This is a genomic window from Fulvivirga ulvae (genome assembly GCF_021389975.1).
Classification (GTDB): domain Bacteria; phylum Bacteroidota; class Bacteroidia; order Cytophagales; family Cyclobacteriaceae; genus Fulvivirga; species Fulvivirga ulvae.
On the sequence record NZ_CP089981.1, the window covers coordinates 4,367,999 to 4,385,482 of the forward strand.

A 17,484-nucleotide genomic window follows, 5' to 3' on the forward strand; every position below is an offset into this window, starting at 1 on the left:
TGAGGTAATTATGTTAAAAAATATACTTGTTCTGTTTCTTGTAACAATAGCCATATCTCAGAGCTATGGACAGGATCCACAATTTTCCCAGTATTATGCGGCTCCTTTATACCTTAATCCGGGATTTACGGGTATTACGCCACAGCAACGTCTTGTAGCGAACCACAGGGTCCAATGGCCAAACCTTCCTCAGGCATTTTCTACCTATTCATTTTCGTATGAAATATTTGTGGATGAACTGAAAAGTGGTTTTGGAGTACTGGCAACTACAGACAAAATGGGATCGGCAGGCTGGAGAACTACTTATGCAGGGCTTTTGTACTCCTATAAGGTAAGGATAAACAAAAATTGGGTATTTTCTCCTGGTCTGTACTTTTCGTATGGCAATAATGGGATAGACAGGTCCAAATTACAATTGCGCGATGGCCTTGAGTTTGATGGCCAATCCATAGACCCTGATCTCAATAAGCTGGGCAATCAAAATTACTTTGATTTTTCCTCAGGTGCAGTTTTGTATAATAGAAGTCTGTGGTTCGGCGTTTCTGCATATCACCTGAACAGGCCAAACCTTTCTATTCTGGGGGAGGAGAGCAGGTTACCTGTAAGGGTTAATGTACATGGAGGGATGAAATTGCCTCTTTATAAAGGAATAAGGACGATATCAAAGGTTTCGTACCTGACACCCTCATTCGTGTATCGTATGCAGGGGAGATCATTTCAGCAATTAGATGTAGGGCTTCAGTACCATATAGACCCCATAGCTGTAGGCGTTTGGTATAGAGGTATACCCATAAGCGGATCTTTCAAGTCGGGCACTGAAACGATCCAGGTGGTGCAGCAAGATGCCCTGGTCTTTGTTATGAGTCTGTTATTTGGTAATTTTCAAGTAGGTTACAGCTACGACTTTACCGTGTCAAGGCTTAGTACTTCTACAGGAGGTTCACATGAGGTATCCATTATTTACGAATTTGTAGCCAAAGGTATCAGGCCCGGAGTAAAAAGAAAAAATAAACTAATCCCTTGTCCATCATTCAACAGTAAAGAAGGCTTTTGGAATTAATACTTCAATAGCATAGTTATATCTTAAGTATTTTCATTTTAAAGGCCAATGCTGCAATTGGTCGACATTGGCCTGTACCCCCTGGTTTCCTTGGCTGACAGGCTTGTATTTATTATTGTCTGAGTTTGGCTTTGAACTATAACCGGGAAACGTTTGAAGCTGATGAACCTTAAGAGATTAACATTTCTTACTCTATTTTTATTAACCCTTGTATTCCATAAATCAGTAGCCCAATGTGGAGGACAGATCATGGAGCCTGGCTTTGCTTTTTTAACCAGTAGCCGGGGGTGTGCCCCTTTTAATGTTGGAATCCAAACACTTTATTTATCAGCTACTCCAGGCACGGTGTATTATGTAGACTGGGGAGATGGAACACCTGAAGAAACTTATGTTCAGACCAACGCCACCGGCGTTTCATTGACCCACGTTTATCCTAATTCACCGGTTGAATGTGGTTATGATGTAATTATTGATGCTGAGAACGGATGTAACCCGAGAGGGAGTGTTGTGCCCATCGAAACACAGGTAGTTGTATGGACCAACGATGTGTTATCAATAGATCCGGGCGTTTATAGAGTCTGCCAGGGGTATGCTGCTGACGTGCAATTTATAGATAATAGTGACTGGAATTGTTTTCCTCGACTGACCCGGGAGAACGGAGAACCGAGATGGATACAGTGGATCTATGGAACGGGAATAGCGGCTAACAGAATCCCCGGTATAAATGTAAATAGCCTGGTTCCGGCTGCTTACCCTTATCTTGACCCGGCCCCGGGTGTGAATCCTAAATATCCGATTTTTGCGCCGGGAGAAGTAAGCTTGCCTATCAATGTGCCTGTAACAGGTTCTGCTGATATAGGGAAAGAGTTTCAGATAACCCTGAGAAACTGGAACCAATGTAATCCCTATGACAATGATATTACTGATGGGGATGCGTTTAATCCTGTTAGTGGAGACCTGATAAACGGAGATAATGCTCCGCAGACACTCAACGCCAGGGTAGTAATTGTGGATGCCCCGCAACCAGATTTTCAAACGCGCCTTGGTAATGCAGCCGGCCCGGTTCAAAGCACATTTTGTGTGGAAGAAGATATTTACTTTGAGGATCTTACCCCTCCTATAGCAGGTGCAGGGTTTAATTATACCTGGGAGTTTTATGATAACAGTAGTGGCACCGGGACACCGGTATTTACAAGCAATGCAGTAAACCCGATATATGCATACACCACCGGAGGTCAGAAGTTAATTCGCCTGATCGTACACGATGGTAATGCCGCAGGGAACTGTGAAGCTGTATATGATGATCTGGTATTTATTTCACCCACGCTGATAGCTAATATTGGTGTTTCAGATCTTTCCGGTAATCCAATAACGCCACAGTTCTGTCAGTCTGCTTCGTCACCTGTCAACTTTGATGTACGTTTTACCGATAATTCTGTAGGAGTGCCTAACCCTTCTACCCAGTGGAGATGGGAGTTTTATGACGAAAATGACGTACTGGTTAGAGAAGAGCCGGGAGGTGGGGCTTTCTCATCAACAGTACTTGGCCCGTTTGATGAAATTTTTAATAATGTAGGAATCTACAGGGTAAAGCTGCTTATAAGAGATGTAGGAACCTCCTGTATCAGTGAGGATGAAGTTGAAGTAATTGTATATGAGAGCCCTGAAGCCAATTTTTCGGCAGACCGTGTTTGTGAAGGTAGCGGCACTTCATTTGAAGACCTTTCAACTTTAAATCCAATAAATGGAGAAAGCATAATAGGTTGGGAGTGGGATTTTGACTATGATGGAGTCACATTTAGCAAAGATGCTGCCTTTGATAACCAGACCAGCTTTACCAGAACTTACACGACTTCCGGTACTTACCAGGTTGCCCTGAGGGTTACCACCGATCAAAATGGCTGTTCTGATATCTTTGCGCGGGAAGTAACAGTAGACCCATTACCGCTCGCAGACATTACACCAGACCAGATATCAGGATGTAGCGAGCTGGTGGTGAGCTTCACAAACAATGCTGTAGGCTCCCAACCGGATGTTATAGACGAATATATTTGGGAAATAGATGCTGGCTCGGGCTATGTGGTCGATTCTATTCAGAGTCCTGCCGATCCTTCTTTCTCTAACGTTTTTACAAAAAGCTTTGCTAACCTGACTACCGCTGATAAAATATTTAACGTAAGGCTGAGAAGTATTAGTGTAAACGGATGTGAAACTGTGAGTGCTCCTGTTGCCATTACTGTACTTCCTGGTCCAAGATCAGGTTTTATGTCTCTTAACTATTCTCCGTTTGACGACAACTGTTCACCGGTGGACGTTGATTTTGAGGTGGATAGCGAGACACAATCACTTAATCCTGTTGACTACCAATGGAGGATAGATGACAGTAATGGCCTGGTATACCAAGAGAATACAGGCAGCACACCGACGTTCAGTTACGAATTTGTCAACAGTACTCAATCTGTCAAAAATTTTTACGTGACTTTAAATGCTACACTGCCCAGTGGCTGTAGTGGTGATTCTACCAGAATTATAAGAGTAAACCCAGTACCTGCTGCCAGTTTTGTCATAGATACACTGGAGGTTAATTGTGATCTTATGCGAATAGAGTTTGAGGCTACACAGAAGGGATTGACCAGTTATGATTGGGAGATACGGGAAAATGGATCGATAACCTTATCATCCAACACAATAGGAGATAGGTTTGAACATGTTTTTAATAAAGCAACGGCCGATGTTAATGTAGAAGTGAGTTTGCTGACAACAAATTTTGCCAATTGTGAAAGTGAGATTGTCGTTCAAAACTTTATTATTCCGGAACTCGAGGATATTAATGTAGCCTTTACAGCCACACCATTGAATCAAAGTTTACCATCATCTACAGTATTTTTAAATAATACTACGAATAGTGGCCCGTGGACATACCTTTGGGATTTTGGTAACGGTGATACCTCTTCCGACCCTGCTCTTAGTCAATATGAATATGGTACTTACGGTACCTTCACCATTACACTTATGGCTACTTATGATGATTGTGTTGATTCACAGTCCGTAACAGTTACTATAGATCCTATCCCTCCTGTTGTTGATTTTGAGTATGAGCCGGCCTCAGGATGTGCTCCTTTAACGGTGAACTTCACTAACCTTACACAATATGCCGAACCAGAAAGTTACTTTTGGCAGTTTGGGGAAAACCAGGGCACGTCCAAGGCGATTAATCCATCCTACACTTATTACGAGCCAGGTGTTTATACCGTAAGCCTGTCCGCCACCAATGTGCTTGGAGATACTATTAGGGAAACCAAGCCATTAATTATAGAGGTTTATGAAACTCCCAATGCTCAGTTTGAGGTAAGACCTAATGTTGTTTATATTCCGGATGGTCCCCTTTATACTAAAAATAGCAGTTTTGGAGCATCACAATTCCTTTGGAACTTCGGCGATGGAAATACATCAGAAGAGGACGAGCCTGTACATTACTACGAAGAAGAAGGTACCTACGATATAATGTTGATAGCCACCAATGAATTTGGCTGTAGAGATACTACAACCAGGGAAAGTATAGTGAAAACCATAATTGGCGGCCGGATATTGATCCCCAATGCATTTTCGCCCAACTTAATGGGGCCTATTGGTGGTGAAGCAGGAGGTATAGCTGGTACCAATGACATTTTTTTGCCAATTACTGAGGGTGTAACTGACTTTGAAATGTTGATTTTCAACCGTTGGGGAGAGTTGTTGTTTCAAAGCGCCAATAAAAATATGGGGTGGGATGGGTACTATAAAGGAAAGCTATGTCCTCAGGATGTGTATGTATATAAACTCAATCTCACCTTTGAAGATGGGACAAGAACCACAAAAATAGGTGATGTGAACTTGATCAGGTAATTATGGAGAAGAGAATACTTTTAATCCTTTTAATATGTTTGTCGATTAAAGTAGCAGGGCAGGATCCGCATTTTTCACAATACTATGCTGCACCTATGTACCTTAATCCGGCTTTTGCGGGTACAGGTTCTGATCATAGATTCATAGCCAATTACAGAAATCAGTGGCCTAATCTGGCCAACGGCTTTGTTACCTATTCTTTTTCATATGACTATAACCTCCATGACCTCAGAAGTGGTGTAGGCCTCCTGGCCACAGTTGATAAAGCCGGTTCTGCAAATCTCAGGTCGACCTCTGTCGGCTTTATTTACTCTTATAAAGTGCAGCTTTCTAACAAATGGATCATGACTCCGGGACTTTATTTCGGGTATGGCCATCGGAATATCGATTTTAATAAGCTTGTTTTTGGCGACCAGCTGGAGTTTAGCAATGACGGACAAACCCCTACCACGGACCCAACATTTGGTAATCTTGGCAGTACAGGGTACTTTGATTTTGGCACAGGCTTTCTTGTTTATAATAAAACCTTTTGGGCAGGCTTCTCTGCTCATCATTTAAACCAGCCTAACAGGTCATTACTCGGAGAGGAGAGTAAGATTCCAATTAAAACTTCTGTTCACGCAGGAGTAAAGATACCTCTGTATAGTGGTGTATTTAAACGAGATAAAATTTCCAGTATAGCCCCTTCATTTGTATACCAGAATCAGGGTAGTTTTGATCAGCTGGATGTGGGGCTGCACTTTCTCTATGAACCCGTTATGATTGGTGTGTGGTACCGGGGTATTCCCATCCAGCAAAATACAAAAGATAATGTGAGCCAGGATGCGGCTGTACTTATATTAGGCCTCCAGTTTGATCAACTTGAAATTGCCTACAGCTACGATTTCACTATCTCCGAACTGGGCTCAATATCCGGAGGTGCACACGAAGTTTCACTTAAATATAGTATGGACATCTCCGTACGTTCGAAAACAAAACGTAAAGATAAGTTTATCCCGTGCCCCACGTTTGTTAAATAGTCCTTTTCAGGGTAGGTTATAAATGCTAAATTTGCATTTTTATTAATCTAAATGTTACGCAGGCTTAATTTTAAGTCTAAGCTTTATGGACTATTCTGCCCAAATTCTTAAAAACCCTATATTTAAAATTGTCAGCGAGGCTGCCGGTGAACTTCAGGTGGAGACCTATGTTATTGGTGGCTTTGTACGGGATATTTTGCTGAAAAGACCTTCTAAGGATATCGACTTCGTATGTGTGGGAAGCGGTATTGCATTAGCAAAAACTGTAGCGGCCAGGTTAGGCAATGCCCGGGTTAATGTGTTTAAGAATTTTGGTACCGCTATGATCAGCTATAGAGACTGGGAACTGGAGTTTGTTGGGGCCAGAAAGGAATCATATAGAAAGGAAAGCCGAAAGCCAATTGTCGAAGATGGTACGCTTGAAGATGATCAAAACAGGCGGGACTTTACGATAAATGCACTGGCTATTGGGTTGTCAGAGCATAATTTTGGCAAACTAATCGATCCGTTCGGAGGACTCAAAGACCTTAAAAGAAAGACACTCAGAACCCCTCTGGATCCCGATGTGACATTTTCAGACGACCCTTTAAGAATGATGAGGGCGATTCGCTTTGCTACTCAACTTAATTTTGATGTTGAACCGGATACATTTGATAGCATTATAAAAAATGCAGACCGGATCAATATTGTATCGCAGGAACGTGTTACTGATGAGCTTAATAAGATCATACTGGCAGAAAAACCGTCATATGGATTTAAGCTCCTTTTTCACGCAGGCTTGTTGAATCGGATATTTCCGGAAATGACGGATTTGCATGGTGTTGATATTGTTGATGGCAAGGGGCATAAGGATAATTTTTATCATACACTCCAGGTACTTGATAACACGGCTGATCGGTCTAAGGACCTTTGGCTGAGGTGGGCGGCTATCTTACATGATATTGCCAAGCCTGCAACGAAAAGGTTCGATAAGAAAGTGGGTTGGACATTTCATGGCCATGAGGACAAGGGAGCCCGAATGGTGCCTAAAATCTTCAGAAAGCTCAAGCTGCCCTTAAATGAAAAAATGGATTATGTGCAAAAGCTCGTTCGCTTGCATTTAAGGCCAATAGCTCTTGTAAAGGAAGATATTACGGATACAGCGATAAGAAGATTGTTATTTGAAGCAGGAAATGATATAGAGGACCTGATGAAGCTTTGCAAAGCAGACGTGACTTCAAAAAACGATATTAAGGTAAAGAAATACCTTAGCAATTTTAAAAAGGTGGAAAAGAAGATGCACGAAGTTGAGGAGAAAGACCGTGTAAGAAACTTTCAGCCCCCTATTACCGGTGATGAGATAATCCATGTATTTAACCTGAAGCCAGGCCGGATTATCGGCGAAATCAAAGAAGAAATTAAAGAAGCTATACTTGATGGCAAAATCCGGAATGATAAAAAAGAAGCATGGCAGTATATGCTGGAGGTGGCCCAAAAGAAGGGTGTTGAACTCAACTAAATTAGTTACATTTGGGCTTTTGAATTTAATATGATAAAAATGATAAGTCTAAGATCTGCATCTCTCATACTATTATTGGTTGGAATGGTAACCGGACTAAATGCTCAGGAAGCCCAGAAAACAGAAGGTCAAAAACCTATGTCAGCACAGCAGGTGCTTTCTGCACACTATGCAGGTGTCTACCAAATGGCTATACGCTACAACGACTATGGAATGGCCAAAAATGCATTATATAATTTATATGTAGAGAACCCTCAAAACGACTCAATACTTTATTCTTTATCAGCATTATACCTTCAGTCAGGGCAATTTGCTTCAGCAGCTATTTCTGCCCAGGATGTACTTTCCATGAGACCCAAACATACTGGTGCCATGGAGATCATGGCGGTGTCATACGAGCGGTTAGGTTTAAAAGATAAGGCCCTGGAAGGGTATGAGTCATTATACCTTCAAACCGATGATTATCAAACTCTTTATAAAATCGCCTTTCTGCAGTATGAAATGGGCAGATTAAAGGAGAGTAAAACCAATATTGACATTTTATTAGGCAAAAAGGAAGCTGAGGATCTGGAAGTGGTTTTTGATGTGGGCAATCAGCAGCAAAAGGAATACCCCATAAAAGTAGCATTACTTAATCTGAAAGGACTTATTGCCCAGGATGAAGGTGACAAGTCCTCAGCCAAAAAGTATTTTAACGAAGCCCTTGTGATTTCTCCCGACTTTCCTTTCGCTAAAGAGAACCTGCAGAATATCGATAAATAATTCTTAGTTGGTGCAACCCCGATACATCCTTTCCTGTCTATAGCATTAGAAAGGAAAATACTTATTTGGGAGAGAAGTTTCAAAATATTCACGCCGATGTTTTAGCAAAATGCCTGCAAGGTGACCGGTATGCCCAGAGCCAGCTATATAAACTGTACTCCAAAGCCATGTTTAACGTGTGCTATAGGATAACAAATAACTTTGATGATGCAGAAGATGTGCTGCAGGAGGCTTTTATCAGTGCTTTTAGAAACCTTCAATCCTATAAAGGAGATGCAGCTTTTGGCGCCTGGCTTAAGCGTATTGTTATAAATAAAGCAATAAACTTCATCAGGAAGAGACAGGTGGAGATCGCAGAGATACAGGATAATGTTGCAGACGAAGATTCCCGGCCGGTAGAGTATAGCCGTGAAATGATGGACATTGAACGAATAAAACGTGCTATGAAACAACTACCTGATGGATATAGACTGGTTTTTTCACTATATTTAATAGAAGGTTACGATCATAGCGAAATAGCCCAGATACTGGGAATAACAGAGTCTACATCAAAATCTCAATTTAATCGTTCTAAAAAGAAGCTTAAAGAAATATTACAGAAGGAGGTGATCTATGAGTGATCAGTTTGAAAAATTCATCAGAGACAATCGTCATGAATTTGATAATGATGAGCCGACCAATAGGGTTTGGGAAAGTGTTTACAAAAAACTTGGTTCAGCAGCAGGAAGGCAGTATAACTGGCTCTGGAAAGCAGCCTCAATTTTGTTTTTTATTACCTCGTCAGTAATGTTTTATCAGTTGAATTATGGAAGTGATGATCGTCCCATTGCTTTCAATAAGGAAAAGGTAAACGATGAGTTTCTGTCCGTAGAAAGCTTTTATTTTCAAAAGATATCAGAAAAGAAAGAGCTTATATACGACTTTGAGGAAAGCAATATAAAAGTTGACGAAGCATTTGAGCAGGACTTGCAGAAGCTTGATGCTATGTATGAGGTGCTAAAGGATGAGCTGAAAAATAATCCCAGTAAAAAAGTAGTTGATGCTTTGATCCTGAACTTGCTGGTGCGTGTCGACATATTGAACAAAGAGCTTCAGGAATTGGAGGATTATGCCAGCAAAAACAAAAAGGAAGAGGATGGTACAGAGGAAATTAACGTTTAGCAGGGAAGTTAATTGTATTAATACTGATCAGTTGACAAATCAACCTCTTCAATTTTAGAATCAAGCACTCTCCCTTTTTCACACTTAAGCACGCGGCCCGGATATTTCTTGACCAGATTATGGTCATGAGTAGCCATAAGAATAGCCGTACCACTATTATTTATTTCCTGGAAGAGTTTAAATATGCCTTGCGAAACTTCGGGGTCAAGATTACCAGTTGGTTCATCTGCAAGTAGTATGGCGGGTTCGTTTAGCAGAGCCCTGGCAATGACCACACGCTGTTGCTCGCCCCCTGAAAGCTGATGGGGCATTTTTGATCCTACGGAACCAAGGCCAACACGCATAAGCACTTCGGTCAGGCGGGCCTTCATCTTTGACTTTTCTTTCCAGCCAGTGGCCTGCATTACAAAAGTCAGGTTTTCCGCTACAGAGCGGTCAGGAAAGAGCTGGAAATCCTGAAAAATGATCCCTAGCTTTCTGCGAAGCATTGGTACATCTTTCTGTTTAATAGTTCTGATATTAAAACCCGCAACTACAATTTCTCCTAATCTAAGATCAAGGTCAGCGTACAGGGTTTTTAAAAGAGATGTCTTTCCACCACCGGTTCTTCCGATCAAAAACACAAACTCACCTTTTTCAATTTCGAAGTTGACATCACTGAGTACTGTTCTGTCATCTTGAAAAATAGAGGCGTCCTTTACGCGTACTACCGGATCAGAGGAGAAAGACATCTTTTAAATTTTTAGCTATTTACTTTTTTATGGTCAGCAAGAAACTTCTCAAGGCCAGCATCGGTTAATGGGTGCTTAAGTAAGCTTGTGATAACGTTTAGCGGACATGTAGCTACATCAGCGCCTATCTCTGCACACTGAATCAGGTGCATTGTATGCCTGATGCTTGCCGCCAATACCTCAGTAGGGTATCCATAGTTGTCATAAATCTGCACGATTTGCTCAATAAGATCAAGGCCGTCGTATGCAATATCATCCAATCTTCCGATGAATGGAGAAACATAACTTGCGCCGGCTTTTGCAGCTAGTAAAGCCTGTCCTGCAGAAAATACAAGGGTACAGTTAGTTCTGATTCCCTGCTCACTCAAATACTTAATGGCTTTAACACCATCCCTGATCATTGGTATCTTTACCACTATCTTGTCATCGATCTTGGCAAGCTCTTCACCTTCTTTGATCATCTTGTCAAATTCAGTGGCAATAACCTCTGCACTTACATTGTTATCAACGATATCACAGATAGCTTTATAATGTGCATTCACATTGTCTTCACCTTTTATGCCTTCTTTGGCCATAAGTGAAGGGTTTGTAGTTACGCCATCCAGTACTCCAAGGTCGTAAGCCTCCTGTATTTCATTCAGGTTGGCAGTATCAATAAAGAATTTCATAAATATGTGGTTGTTGGAATATAGTTTCTAACGCTAAGATATATCGAGAAATTGATAAAAAAAAAAGGCAAATCAAGTATCGCACCGCTACAACCGCCTACCCTTGCTACCTTCCGGTCCTGGGGGAGTTCAGCAGGAGCTGGTCGTACTGATTTGCCACTGCAAAAGTAGGAAGATTAGGTGAATTGTAAAAAGTTAGCGAGTATTAAATTAAAGATTTTTGTTAAATTGATCGAAAAGCTGTTTGCTCATGACTGGTAACACATTTCTAACGGTTAAACTACTTAAACTTTACTGCTACAGACAGGAAGAAAATGATGGAGATGAGGTTTATATGAGGTACAATGATCAACGCCTTTGGCCAAAAAAGGAAAAGTATTGTAAAATGGATAAAGGTGAGGTAACTATTAATGCCAAAATCAAAAACATTAAAAATAACGAAGTGCTCTCAATAGAGTTATGGGATTATGATGTTATTAGTCGCGATGATAAATTAGGGCTTTTTACCATGTTAGTTGATGAAAAAGGCGGGCCATTCAGAACTGATATGTTGGCTGACAATGAACATGGGGCGAAATACTCCCTGGAATGGGAGGTCAGTTGATTATTTTACCAGCCCTTTGAGGTATAGGTTAAACTCAAGCGAACTGGATTCTGTGAAGCCATCTACTTTAAGGTCTTCATAAATGTCTTCATCAAATTCCATTTTTCTTTTTTCAATTTCACCATTTTTGTGTATTGTGAGTTCTATACCATTCAAATTGACTGGATTCACCTGTACAATGATCGTGAAATCATCAAACAGACGCTTGAAATACTGATGAACGACATTTTGCATAATCTGAAATATATGTTTTGACAAAGATGCTGAATTTGCCGGAAAGTTTTGAAACAGAAAGATTAGTAATAAGAAAGCTAAGGCATGAAGATGCTCCGGCTATTTATGAAGGGTATGCAAGTATACATGAAAGCACCAGATTTGTTTCATGGCCTACGCACCGGTCGGTTGAGGATACTCATAACTTTCTTACTATAAAAGAAGATGAATGGAATCAAGGAAAAGATTATGCCTACGCGGTGACCTTGAAAGCCACTGGGAGCTTAATTGGTGGCTTAGGCGCTATAAATGAGCAGGGAAAGGTAGCTATAGGCTATATTCTGAACCCGGCTTTTGAACGGAACGGATACGCCACAGAGGCCGTGAAGAAATTGGTTGTGTTGCTCAGCAACATACCGGAAGTTTGGCGAATATGGGCTCTATGTGATATCGATAATATTGGTTCGTGTAAAGTGCTGGAAAAGGTAGGGTTTAAGAGGGAAGCAGTACTTCATCGCTGGTATCGCTTCGTCAATCAGGAGAATGCTATAAAGGATTGTGTTTTCTACCTGTTTCCAAGGCCATAGAATGTTCCGTTTTTGGTAATTTTATTTTGTCCAGAAGCTCATCTTCCAATAAGTCGGCCCATTCATTTATATAAGTGATTACGTCCTCTTTCTTGTTATGCTGCAAATAGCGATGGCTATGCGAGAGCCTCTTCAATATTTTAGGGTCCGATAATTTTTCAAGATGTTTAAGGTCATCCGTGTCCAGTCCAAAATCAAGCATCTGAGTTATGAGTTCGTCCATCAGCAAACCGCTGGTGGGGCAGTAATCATTAAGCTGATCATTCCAGTCTCCATATTTATTCATAGCCCTGGAATGAATTTCTGCTTTGTTCAGCCGGGTAATTTCCTGAACCAGATGACCGCAGTTACAACTACCCATATGTCCCCATTGATAATCCTTATTTTGCCGTAGTTTCCGGGCGGTCTTTCTAAGTGCCTCTATAAGATGTAAACTTGTCTTTGCCATGGAATGAATGCTTTCTATAAAGAACAAAAGTTGCTTTTTTTAGTTCTTACGAATTTTATCGGCTGAGGATGTTTTTTATCATAGCTTTAGGCCGTTGATATAAGATCACTCTGAATTATGCCAATAAAAAATCATTTTTAAAGAATCATTAAACCTTATCAACATGTATTTAAAAAGTTTTAACCTATCTAATACGCTTTTGGCTTTGGGTATTACGGCTGTGGTTGTAGGCTGTGGTACTTCTTCAGATGAGAAGTCAAAAGTGGAAGAAACAAATGAAGTTATAGGAATCAATACTACCTATATTGATTCCACTGTAAGACCTGCAGACGATTTTTTTCGCTTTGTTAATGGTAAGTGGATAGACCAGACCGAGATCCCGGGTGACCAGGGAAGATGGGGCAGCTTCAATGAATTACGTGAAATGACTAATGAAACAGTACTTGATGTGCTGGAAAATGCAGGAAAGAGCAATAAATACGGCGAAGGTACCGATCAGAAAAAGGCTACGGATTTTTATGCTATAGGTATGGATTCATTACTCGCTGAGAATGCCGGGATCAGGCCGCTGGAGTTGTATTTTGAAAAAATCTCAAAGATTGGGAATGTAAAAGATCTTCAGAAGTATCTTTCTGAGCAGGAAACATATGGAGGGGGAGCATTTTTTGGTTTTGCCGTATTTCCTGATCTGAAGAATAGTAAAGTGATGGCCGCTTACATTGGTCAGGGTGGGCTTGGCCTTCCTGACAGAGACTATTACACCAAAACAGATGCCAAGTCAAAGGAAATCAGGGAGAAATATGAGCAACATTTGGTCAGAATGTTAAAGCTTCTGGGAGAGGAGCAGGAGAGTGCTGAAGGCCAGGCTAAGCGTATAGTAGAGCTTGAGACCAGAATGGCTGAGGCATCCATGACAAATGTAGAGCGAAGAAATATACCTGCACTGTACAACAAAATGTCTCTGGAAGATCTTGATAAGCTGGCTCCTTCAATAGACTGGAAAGAATACCTGGTTGATATGGGCGTAAAAGGCATAGATACCTTGATTGTAATGCAGCCTAAGTTTGTAGAAGAATTTCAAAAAATTACCGAAGAAGTTCCCGTGTCTACCTGGAAAGAATATTTGCGATGGAGAATACTTGATGCCAATGCCGGTTATTTGAATAACGAGTTCGTTCAGGCCAACTTTGAGTTTTTCAGTAAAGAACTGAGAGGTGTTGAAGAAATGCAGCCCAGATGGAAACGTGTGCTGGCAACTACTAATGCCTCTCTAGGTGAAGCCATAGGTAAGCTATACGTTGATGACGTTTTCCCTCCCGAAGCGAAACAGAAAGCCCAGGAGATGGTGGAGAACATTAAGCTGGCATTTGCTGACAGAATAAAGAATCTGGATTGGATGTCTGATTCCACTAAGGAAAAGGCGTTGGCTAAGTTGAAAACCATGACGGTTAAAATAGGTTACCCTGATGAGTGGAGAGACTATTCAGGCCTTGAAGTAGAGGGAGATCCCGAGAAATCATCCTATGTAGGAAATATACTTAATGCGAATAAGTTTGCTTTCAACTATCAGGTTAACAAAATAGGTAAGCCGGTTGACAAGAAAGAGTGGGGTATGAGTCCTCAAACTGTAAATGCATATTTCAACCCGCTATTTAATGAAATAGTGTTTCCGGCGGCTATTCTTCAACCTCCTTTCTACAATTATAAAGCTGATATGGCTGTAAATTACGGAGGTATTGGGGCTGTAATTGGTCATGAGATATCGCACTGTTTTGATGATCAGGGGAGCCGATTTGATGCTGAAGGAAACATGAAAAACTGGTGGAGTGAAGAGGATGCGGCTAGTTTCAAATCCAGAACGGGACAGCTCGTTGCACAATATGATGACTACGAACCTTTGGATAGTGTCAAAGTCAATGGGGCCTTTACTTTAGGAGAGAATATAGGTGATCTTGGTGGTGTTAATGCTGCTTATGACGGACTTCAGCGCCATTTGGCAGAGCATGGTAATCCCGGCCTGATCGATGGAATGACCCAGGAGCAAAGGTTTTTCATGTCATGGGCTACCATATGGAGAATTAAGTACAAAGATGAGACATTGCGAACCCAGGTAAATACTGATCCGCATTCTCCGGGTATGTACCGAGCTAACGGACCTCTGGCTAATTTGGAGAGCTTCTATAAGGCTTTTGATGTAAAGCCGGGAGATGGCATGTATAGAGCAGATAGTGTAAGAGTAAAGATTTGGTAAAAAATTCAAACTTTATTAAACTTGTTTTACAGTTTAATAAAGTTTGTCTTTAATCAATTTGTTATATGGGAAAAGGAGATAAAAAAACCAAAAAAGGAAAGATCGCAATGGGGTCTTATGGTGTAACAAGGCCAAGACCGGTTAGCAAAAACACGGCTTCTGATTCTGATGGGAAGAAAGCTGATGGAGCTAAAAAATCAGCATCCAAAAAAGGAACAAAAGCCTGAGCTGAACTGAAGTTAAGTAAAAAAAGAACTTTTGTTTGCACATAAAAATTTCCTTTTATACTTTTGATCTGAATATGAAAAACAACTCATTAAATAACGCTTGGTGGTGGCACTATACCAAAAATTGGTAGAACGGCGTTATTGTGAGATTATATAGATCGAAAACATTCAAAGGCTCGCTGTTCTACAGCGAGCCTTTTTTATTTATAAATTATAAAATAGTGAAAGCATTAATTAGTATTAACAAAGTATGGTGGTGGCACTTTCTTGATTTCAGGGAGTGAACGACCATGCTATGCTTATACTAAAAAAAGGCCTGCCGTTCATTCGACAGGCCTTTTTTACTTTAAAAACATTAATAAAAACGCAAAAAGCCACTTTAATGAACAAATTCACCATTAAAACCAATACCAAAAAATTGCTGGCAGACACCCTGACACCAGTGAGTATCTACCTGAGGCTAAGAGATAAATTTGCCCAGAGTATATTGCTGGAAAGCTCTGATTACCACGGGGCGGATAATAGCTACTCCTATATATGCTGTTCTCCTATAGCTTCATTTGAGGTAAGTAACGGAAAGCTTAGCAAAGAATATCCGGGGGGTAAACATGAAACGCTCAGAGTAAACAAGGACAATCTGTTGGATGAATTAAATGCCTTTAAGGCATCGTTTATTACAGAAGAGTCTGACTATAAATTTATTACGAACGGCCTGTTTGGCTATATGGCCTATGATAACATCAAATATTTCGAAGATATTGAAATAGAAAAGGTGAATGACACCATTCCCGATATGATCTATAAAATGTATCGTTATGTGATAGTTATTGATCATTTCAAAAATGAGCTTTATATTTTTGAGCATAAAGTAGACGAGCTTGAAAAGAAAGGCAACCTAAGCTATGTAGAATCGCTGATAAAAATTAACAACGATCCACAATTTGACTTTACCCTAAAGGGGGAAGAGAAATCGAATTACACTGATGACGAGTTTCTTCAGATTCTTACCAAGGGCCGCTCTCATTGCCTGCGCGGAGATGTTTTTCAAATCGTGCTTTCGCGAAGGTTCCAAAATAAGTTTCAGGGTGATGAATTTAATGTTTACCGTGCCCTTCGTTCTATAAATCCTTCCCCATATCTCTTCTATTTTGATTACGGTAACTTTAAAATATTCGGCTCTTCACCGGAATCACAAATTGTAATTAAAGGTTCTCAGGCCAGTATTTATCCTATAGCTGGTACATTTAAACGTACAGGCAATGATATGGCAGATGCACAACTGGCGCAGCAGCTTGCAGCAGATGAAAAGGAAAATGCAGAACATGTAATGCTTGTAGACCTGGCCAGGAATGACCTGAGCAGAAGCTCTGAAAATGTGGCCGTAGATGTATTTAAAGAAATACAGTATTACTCGCACGTAATCCACCTGGTCAGCAAAGTCACGGGCCAGCTTAACGGAGAATCATCACCACTGAAGCTTGTAGCCAGTACTTTCCCTGCCGGTACACTTTCCGGGGCGCCCAAGCATATGGCTATGCAATTAATAGACAAGTATGAGAATACCAGCAGAAACTACTACGGGGGTGCCATCGGCTTTATGGGCTTCAACGGAGATTTTAACCATGCCATCATGATACGTTCATTTTTGAGCAAGGATAATACACTACATTATCAGGCAGGAGCCGGAGTGGTGGCAAAATCACTCCCCTCCAGCGAATTGCAGGAAGTGACAAACAAACTTGCGGCTCTAAGAAAGGCAATTGATATGGCTCAAAAACTTAACTGACATTAAAAATGAAGAAAATACTTTTACTTGATAACTACGATTCCTTTACCTACAACATAGTTCATATCATAAAAGAGCTGGGCCATGGCGATGCTCTTAGCGTGATCAGAAACGATAAGATCACCGTAGAGGAAGCCGGTGCGTACGACAAGATCCTTATTTCACCAGGACCTGGCATCCCTGATGAGGCAGGTATACTTAAGCCGTTGGTTGAACGATATGGCGCTGAAAAGAGCATTTTAGGCATATGCCTTGGCCTGCAGGGTATAGCAGAAGTGTTTGGCAGCAAACTGTACAATATGTTTTCGGTGCTACATGGGGTGTCAAGTGACATATCTGTTTTGGAGCCTGAAGATTACCTTTTCCAAAACGTACCGGGAAAATTTAAGGGTTGCCACTACCACAGCTGGGCGGTGCTGCCGGAGTCTATCAATGGTAAGTTAAAGGTAACGGCCATTGATGAGCAGAATAATATTATGGGTTTGAGGCATGTGGAGTACGATGTAAGAGGGCTGCAGTTTCACCCTGAATCTATTTTGACAGAGCACGGAAAACAACTAATTGATAACTGGTTAAAAAAATAA

17 protein-coding genes and 1 other RNA gene are annotated in these 17,484 nt (G+C 40.9%); 13 read left to right on the forward strand and 5 right to left on the reverse strand.

What is annotated here, in order from left to right; all coding sequences use genetic code 11:
* Nucleotides 1-10 precede the first annotated feature (10 nt).
* The 7 genes from LVD17_RS18630 to LVD17_RS18660 all read left to right on the forward strand — a co-directional run bounded on the left by LVD17_RS18630 (nucleotide 11) and on the right by LVD17_RS18660 (nucleotide 9,385).
* Complete coding sequence (locus tag LVD17_RS18630; protein WP_233760519.1) at nucleotides 11-1,060, forward strand: PorP/SprF family type IX secretion system membrane protein; 1,050 nt, start codon at nucleotides 11-13, stop codon at nucleotides 1,058-1,060.
* A 162-nt stretch (nucleotides 1,061-1,222) separates the two neighbouring features.
* A complete protein-coding gene (locus LVD17_RS18635; protein ID WP_233760520.1) occupies nucleotides 1,223-4,945 on the forward strand; it encodes a PKD domain-containing protein in 3,723 nt (1,240 codons plus the stop codon).
* A gap of 2 nt (nucleotides 4,946-4,947) precedes the next feature.
* Nucleotides 4,948-5,964 (forward strand): PorP/SprF family type IX secretion system membrane protein, encoded by a 1,017-nt coding sequence (locus LVD17_RS18640; protein ID WP_233760521.1) that lies wholly within the window; start codon nucleotides 4,948-4,950, stop codon nucleotides 5,962-5,964.
* 85 nt (nucleotides 5,965-6,049) lie between these two features.
* On the forward strand, nucleotides 6,050-7,462 hold the full coding sequence (locus tag LVD17_RS18645) for a CCA tRNA nucleotidyltransferase (protein ID WP_233760522.1): 1,413 nt from the start codon (nucleotides 6,050-6,052) through the stop codon (nucleotides 7,460-7,462).
* 39 nt (nucleotides 7,463-7,501) lie between these two features.
* Nucleotides 7,502-8,224 (forward strand): hypothetical protein, encoded by a 723-nt coding sequence (locus LVD17_RS18650; protein ID WP_233760523.1) that lies wholly within the window; start codon nucleotides 7,502-7,504, stop codon nucleotides 8,222-8,224.
* Nucleotides 8,225-8,289: 65 nt separating this feature from the next.
* Nucleotides 8,290-8,844, forward strand: a complete 555-nt coding sequence (locus LVD17_RS18655; RefSeq protein ID WP_233760524.1) for an RNA polymerase sigma factor — start codon at nucleotides 8,290-8,292, stop codon at nucleotides 8,842-8,844.
* Nucleotides 8,837-9,385, forward strand: coding sequence for a hypothetical protein (locus tag LVD17_RS18660; protein ID WP_233760525.1), 549 nt, complete (start codon nucleotides 8,837-8,839; stop codon nucleotides 9,383-9,385). Before LVD17_RS18655 ends, LVD17_RS18660 begins: the two co-directional genes overlap by 8 nt.
* Nucleotides 9,386-9,402: 17 nt before the next feature.
* On the opposite strand, the gene LVD17_RS18665 is transcribed toward LVD17_RS18660, so the two are convergent.
* From LVD17_RS18665 to ffs, 3 genes are all read right to left on the reverse strand, one after another.
* Nucleotides 9,403-10,116: a cell division ATP-binding protein FtsE gene (locus LVD17_RS18665; protein WP_233760526.1), complete on the reverse strand. Its 714-nt coding sequence runs from the start codon at nucleotides 10,114-10,116 to the stop codon at nucleotides 9,403-9,405.
* 11 nt (nucleotides 10,117-10,127) lie between these two features.
* The gene (gene fsa, locus LVD17_RS18670) at nucleotides 10,128-10,784 is read right to left on the reverse strand and encodes a fructose-6-phosphate aldolase (protein ID WP_233760527.1); all 657 of its coding nucleotides are present in this window, start codon (nucleotides 10,782-10,784) and stop codon (nucleotides 10,128-10,130) included.
* A 61-nt stretch (nucleotides 10,785-10,845) separates the two neighbouring features.
* An RNA gene (gene ffs / locus LVD17_RS18675) (signal recognition particle sRNA small type) lies at nucleotides 10,846-10,944 on the reverse strand.
* Nucleotides 10,945-11,034: 90 nt separating this feature from the next.
* Between ffs and LVD17_RS18680 the strand changes: the two genes are divergently transcribed.
* Nucleotides 11,035-11,388, forward strand: coding sequence for a C2 domain-containing protein (locus tag LVD17_RS18680; protein ID WP_233760528.1), 354 nt, complete (start codon nucleotides 11,035-11,037; stop codon nucleotides 11,386-11,388).
* On the opposite strand, the gene LVD17_RS18685 is transcribed toward LVD17_RS18680, so the two are convergent.
* Entirely contained in the window at nucleotides 11,389-11,622 is a 234-nt protein-coding gene (locus LVD17_RS18685; protein ID WP_233760529.1) for a hypothetical protein, read from the reverse strand.
* 26 nt (nucleotides 11,623-11,648) lie between these two features.
* Between LVD17_RS18685 and LVD17_RS18690 the strand changes: the two genes are divergently transcribed.
* Complete coding sequence (locus LVD17_RS18690; protein WP_233767974.1) at nucleotides 11,649-12,188, forward strand: GNAT family N-acetyltransferase; 540 nt, start codon at nucleotides 11,649-11,651, stop codon at nucleotides 12,186-12,188.
* Here LVD17_RS18690 and LVD17_RS18695 read toward each other — a convergent pair.
* Entirely contained in the window at nucleotides 12,148-12,636 is a 489-nt protein-coding gene (locus LVD17_RS18695; protein WP_233760530.1) for a hypothetical protein, read from the reverse strand. The two genes, LVD17_RS18690 and LVD17_RS18695, sit on opposite strands and share 41 nt — an antisense overlap.
* Before the next feature lie 163 nt (nucleotides 12,637-12,799).
* Here LVD17_RS18695 and LVD17_RS18700 point away from each other — a divergent pair, with 163 nt between their 5' ends.
* The 4 genes from LVD17_RS18700 to LVD17_RS18715 all read left to right on the forward strand — a co-directional run bounded on the left by LVD17_RS18700 (nucleotide 12,800) and on the right by LVD17_RS18715 (nucleotide 17,484).
* Nucleotides 12,800-14,887: a M13 family metallopeptidase gene (locus LVD17_RS18700; RefSeq protein WP_233760531.1), complete on the forward strand. Its 2,088-nt coding sequence runs from the start codon at nucleotides 12,800-12,802 to the stop codon at nucleotides 14,885-14,887.
* 65 nt (nucleotides 14,888-14,952) lie between these two features.
* A complete protein-coding gene (locus tag LVD17_RS18705; RefSeq protein ID WP_233760532.1) occupies nucleotides 14,953-15,114 on the forward strand; it encodes a 30S ribosomal protein THX in 162 nt (53 codons plus the stop codon).
* A 382-nt stretch (nucleotides 15,115-15,496) separates the two neighbouring features.
* The gene (locus LVD17_RS18710; protein WP_233760533.1) at nucleotides 15,497-16,900 is read left to right on the forward strand and encodes an anthranilate synthase component I family protein; all 1,404 of its coding nucleotides are present in this window, start codon (nucleotides 15,497-15,499) and stop codon (nucleotides 16,898-16,900) included.
* A gap of 8 nt (nucleotides 16,901-16,908) precedes the next feature.
* Nucleotides 16,909-17,484 (forward strand): anthranilate synthase component II, encoded by a 576-nt coding sequence (locus tag LVD17_RS18715; protein ID WP_233760534.1) that lies wholly within the window; start codon nucleotides 16,909-16,911, stop codon nucleotides 17,482-17,484.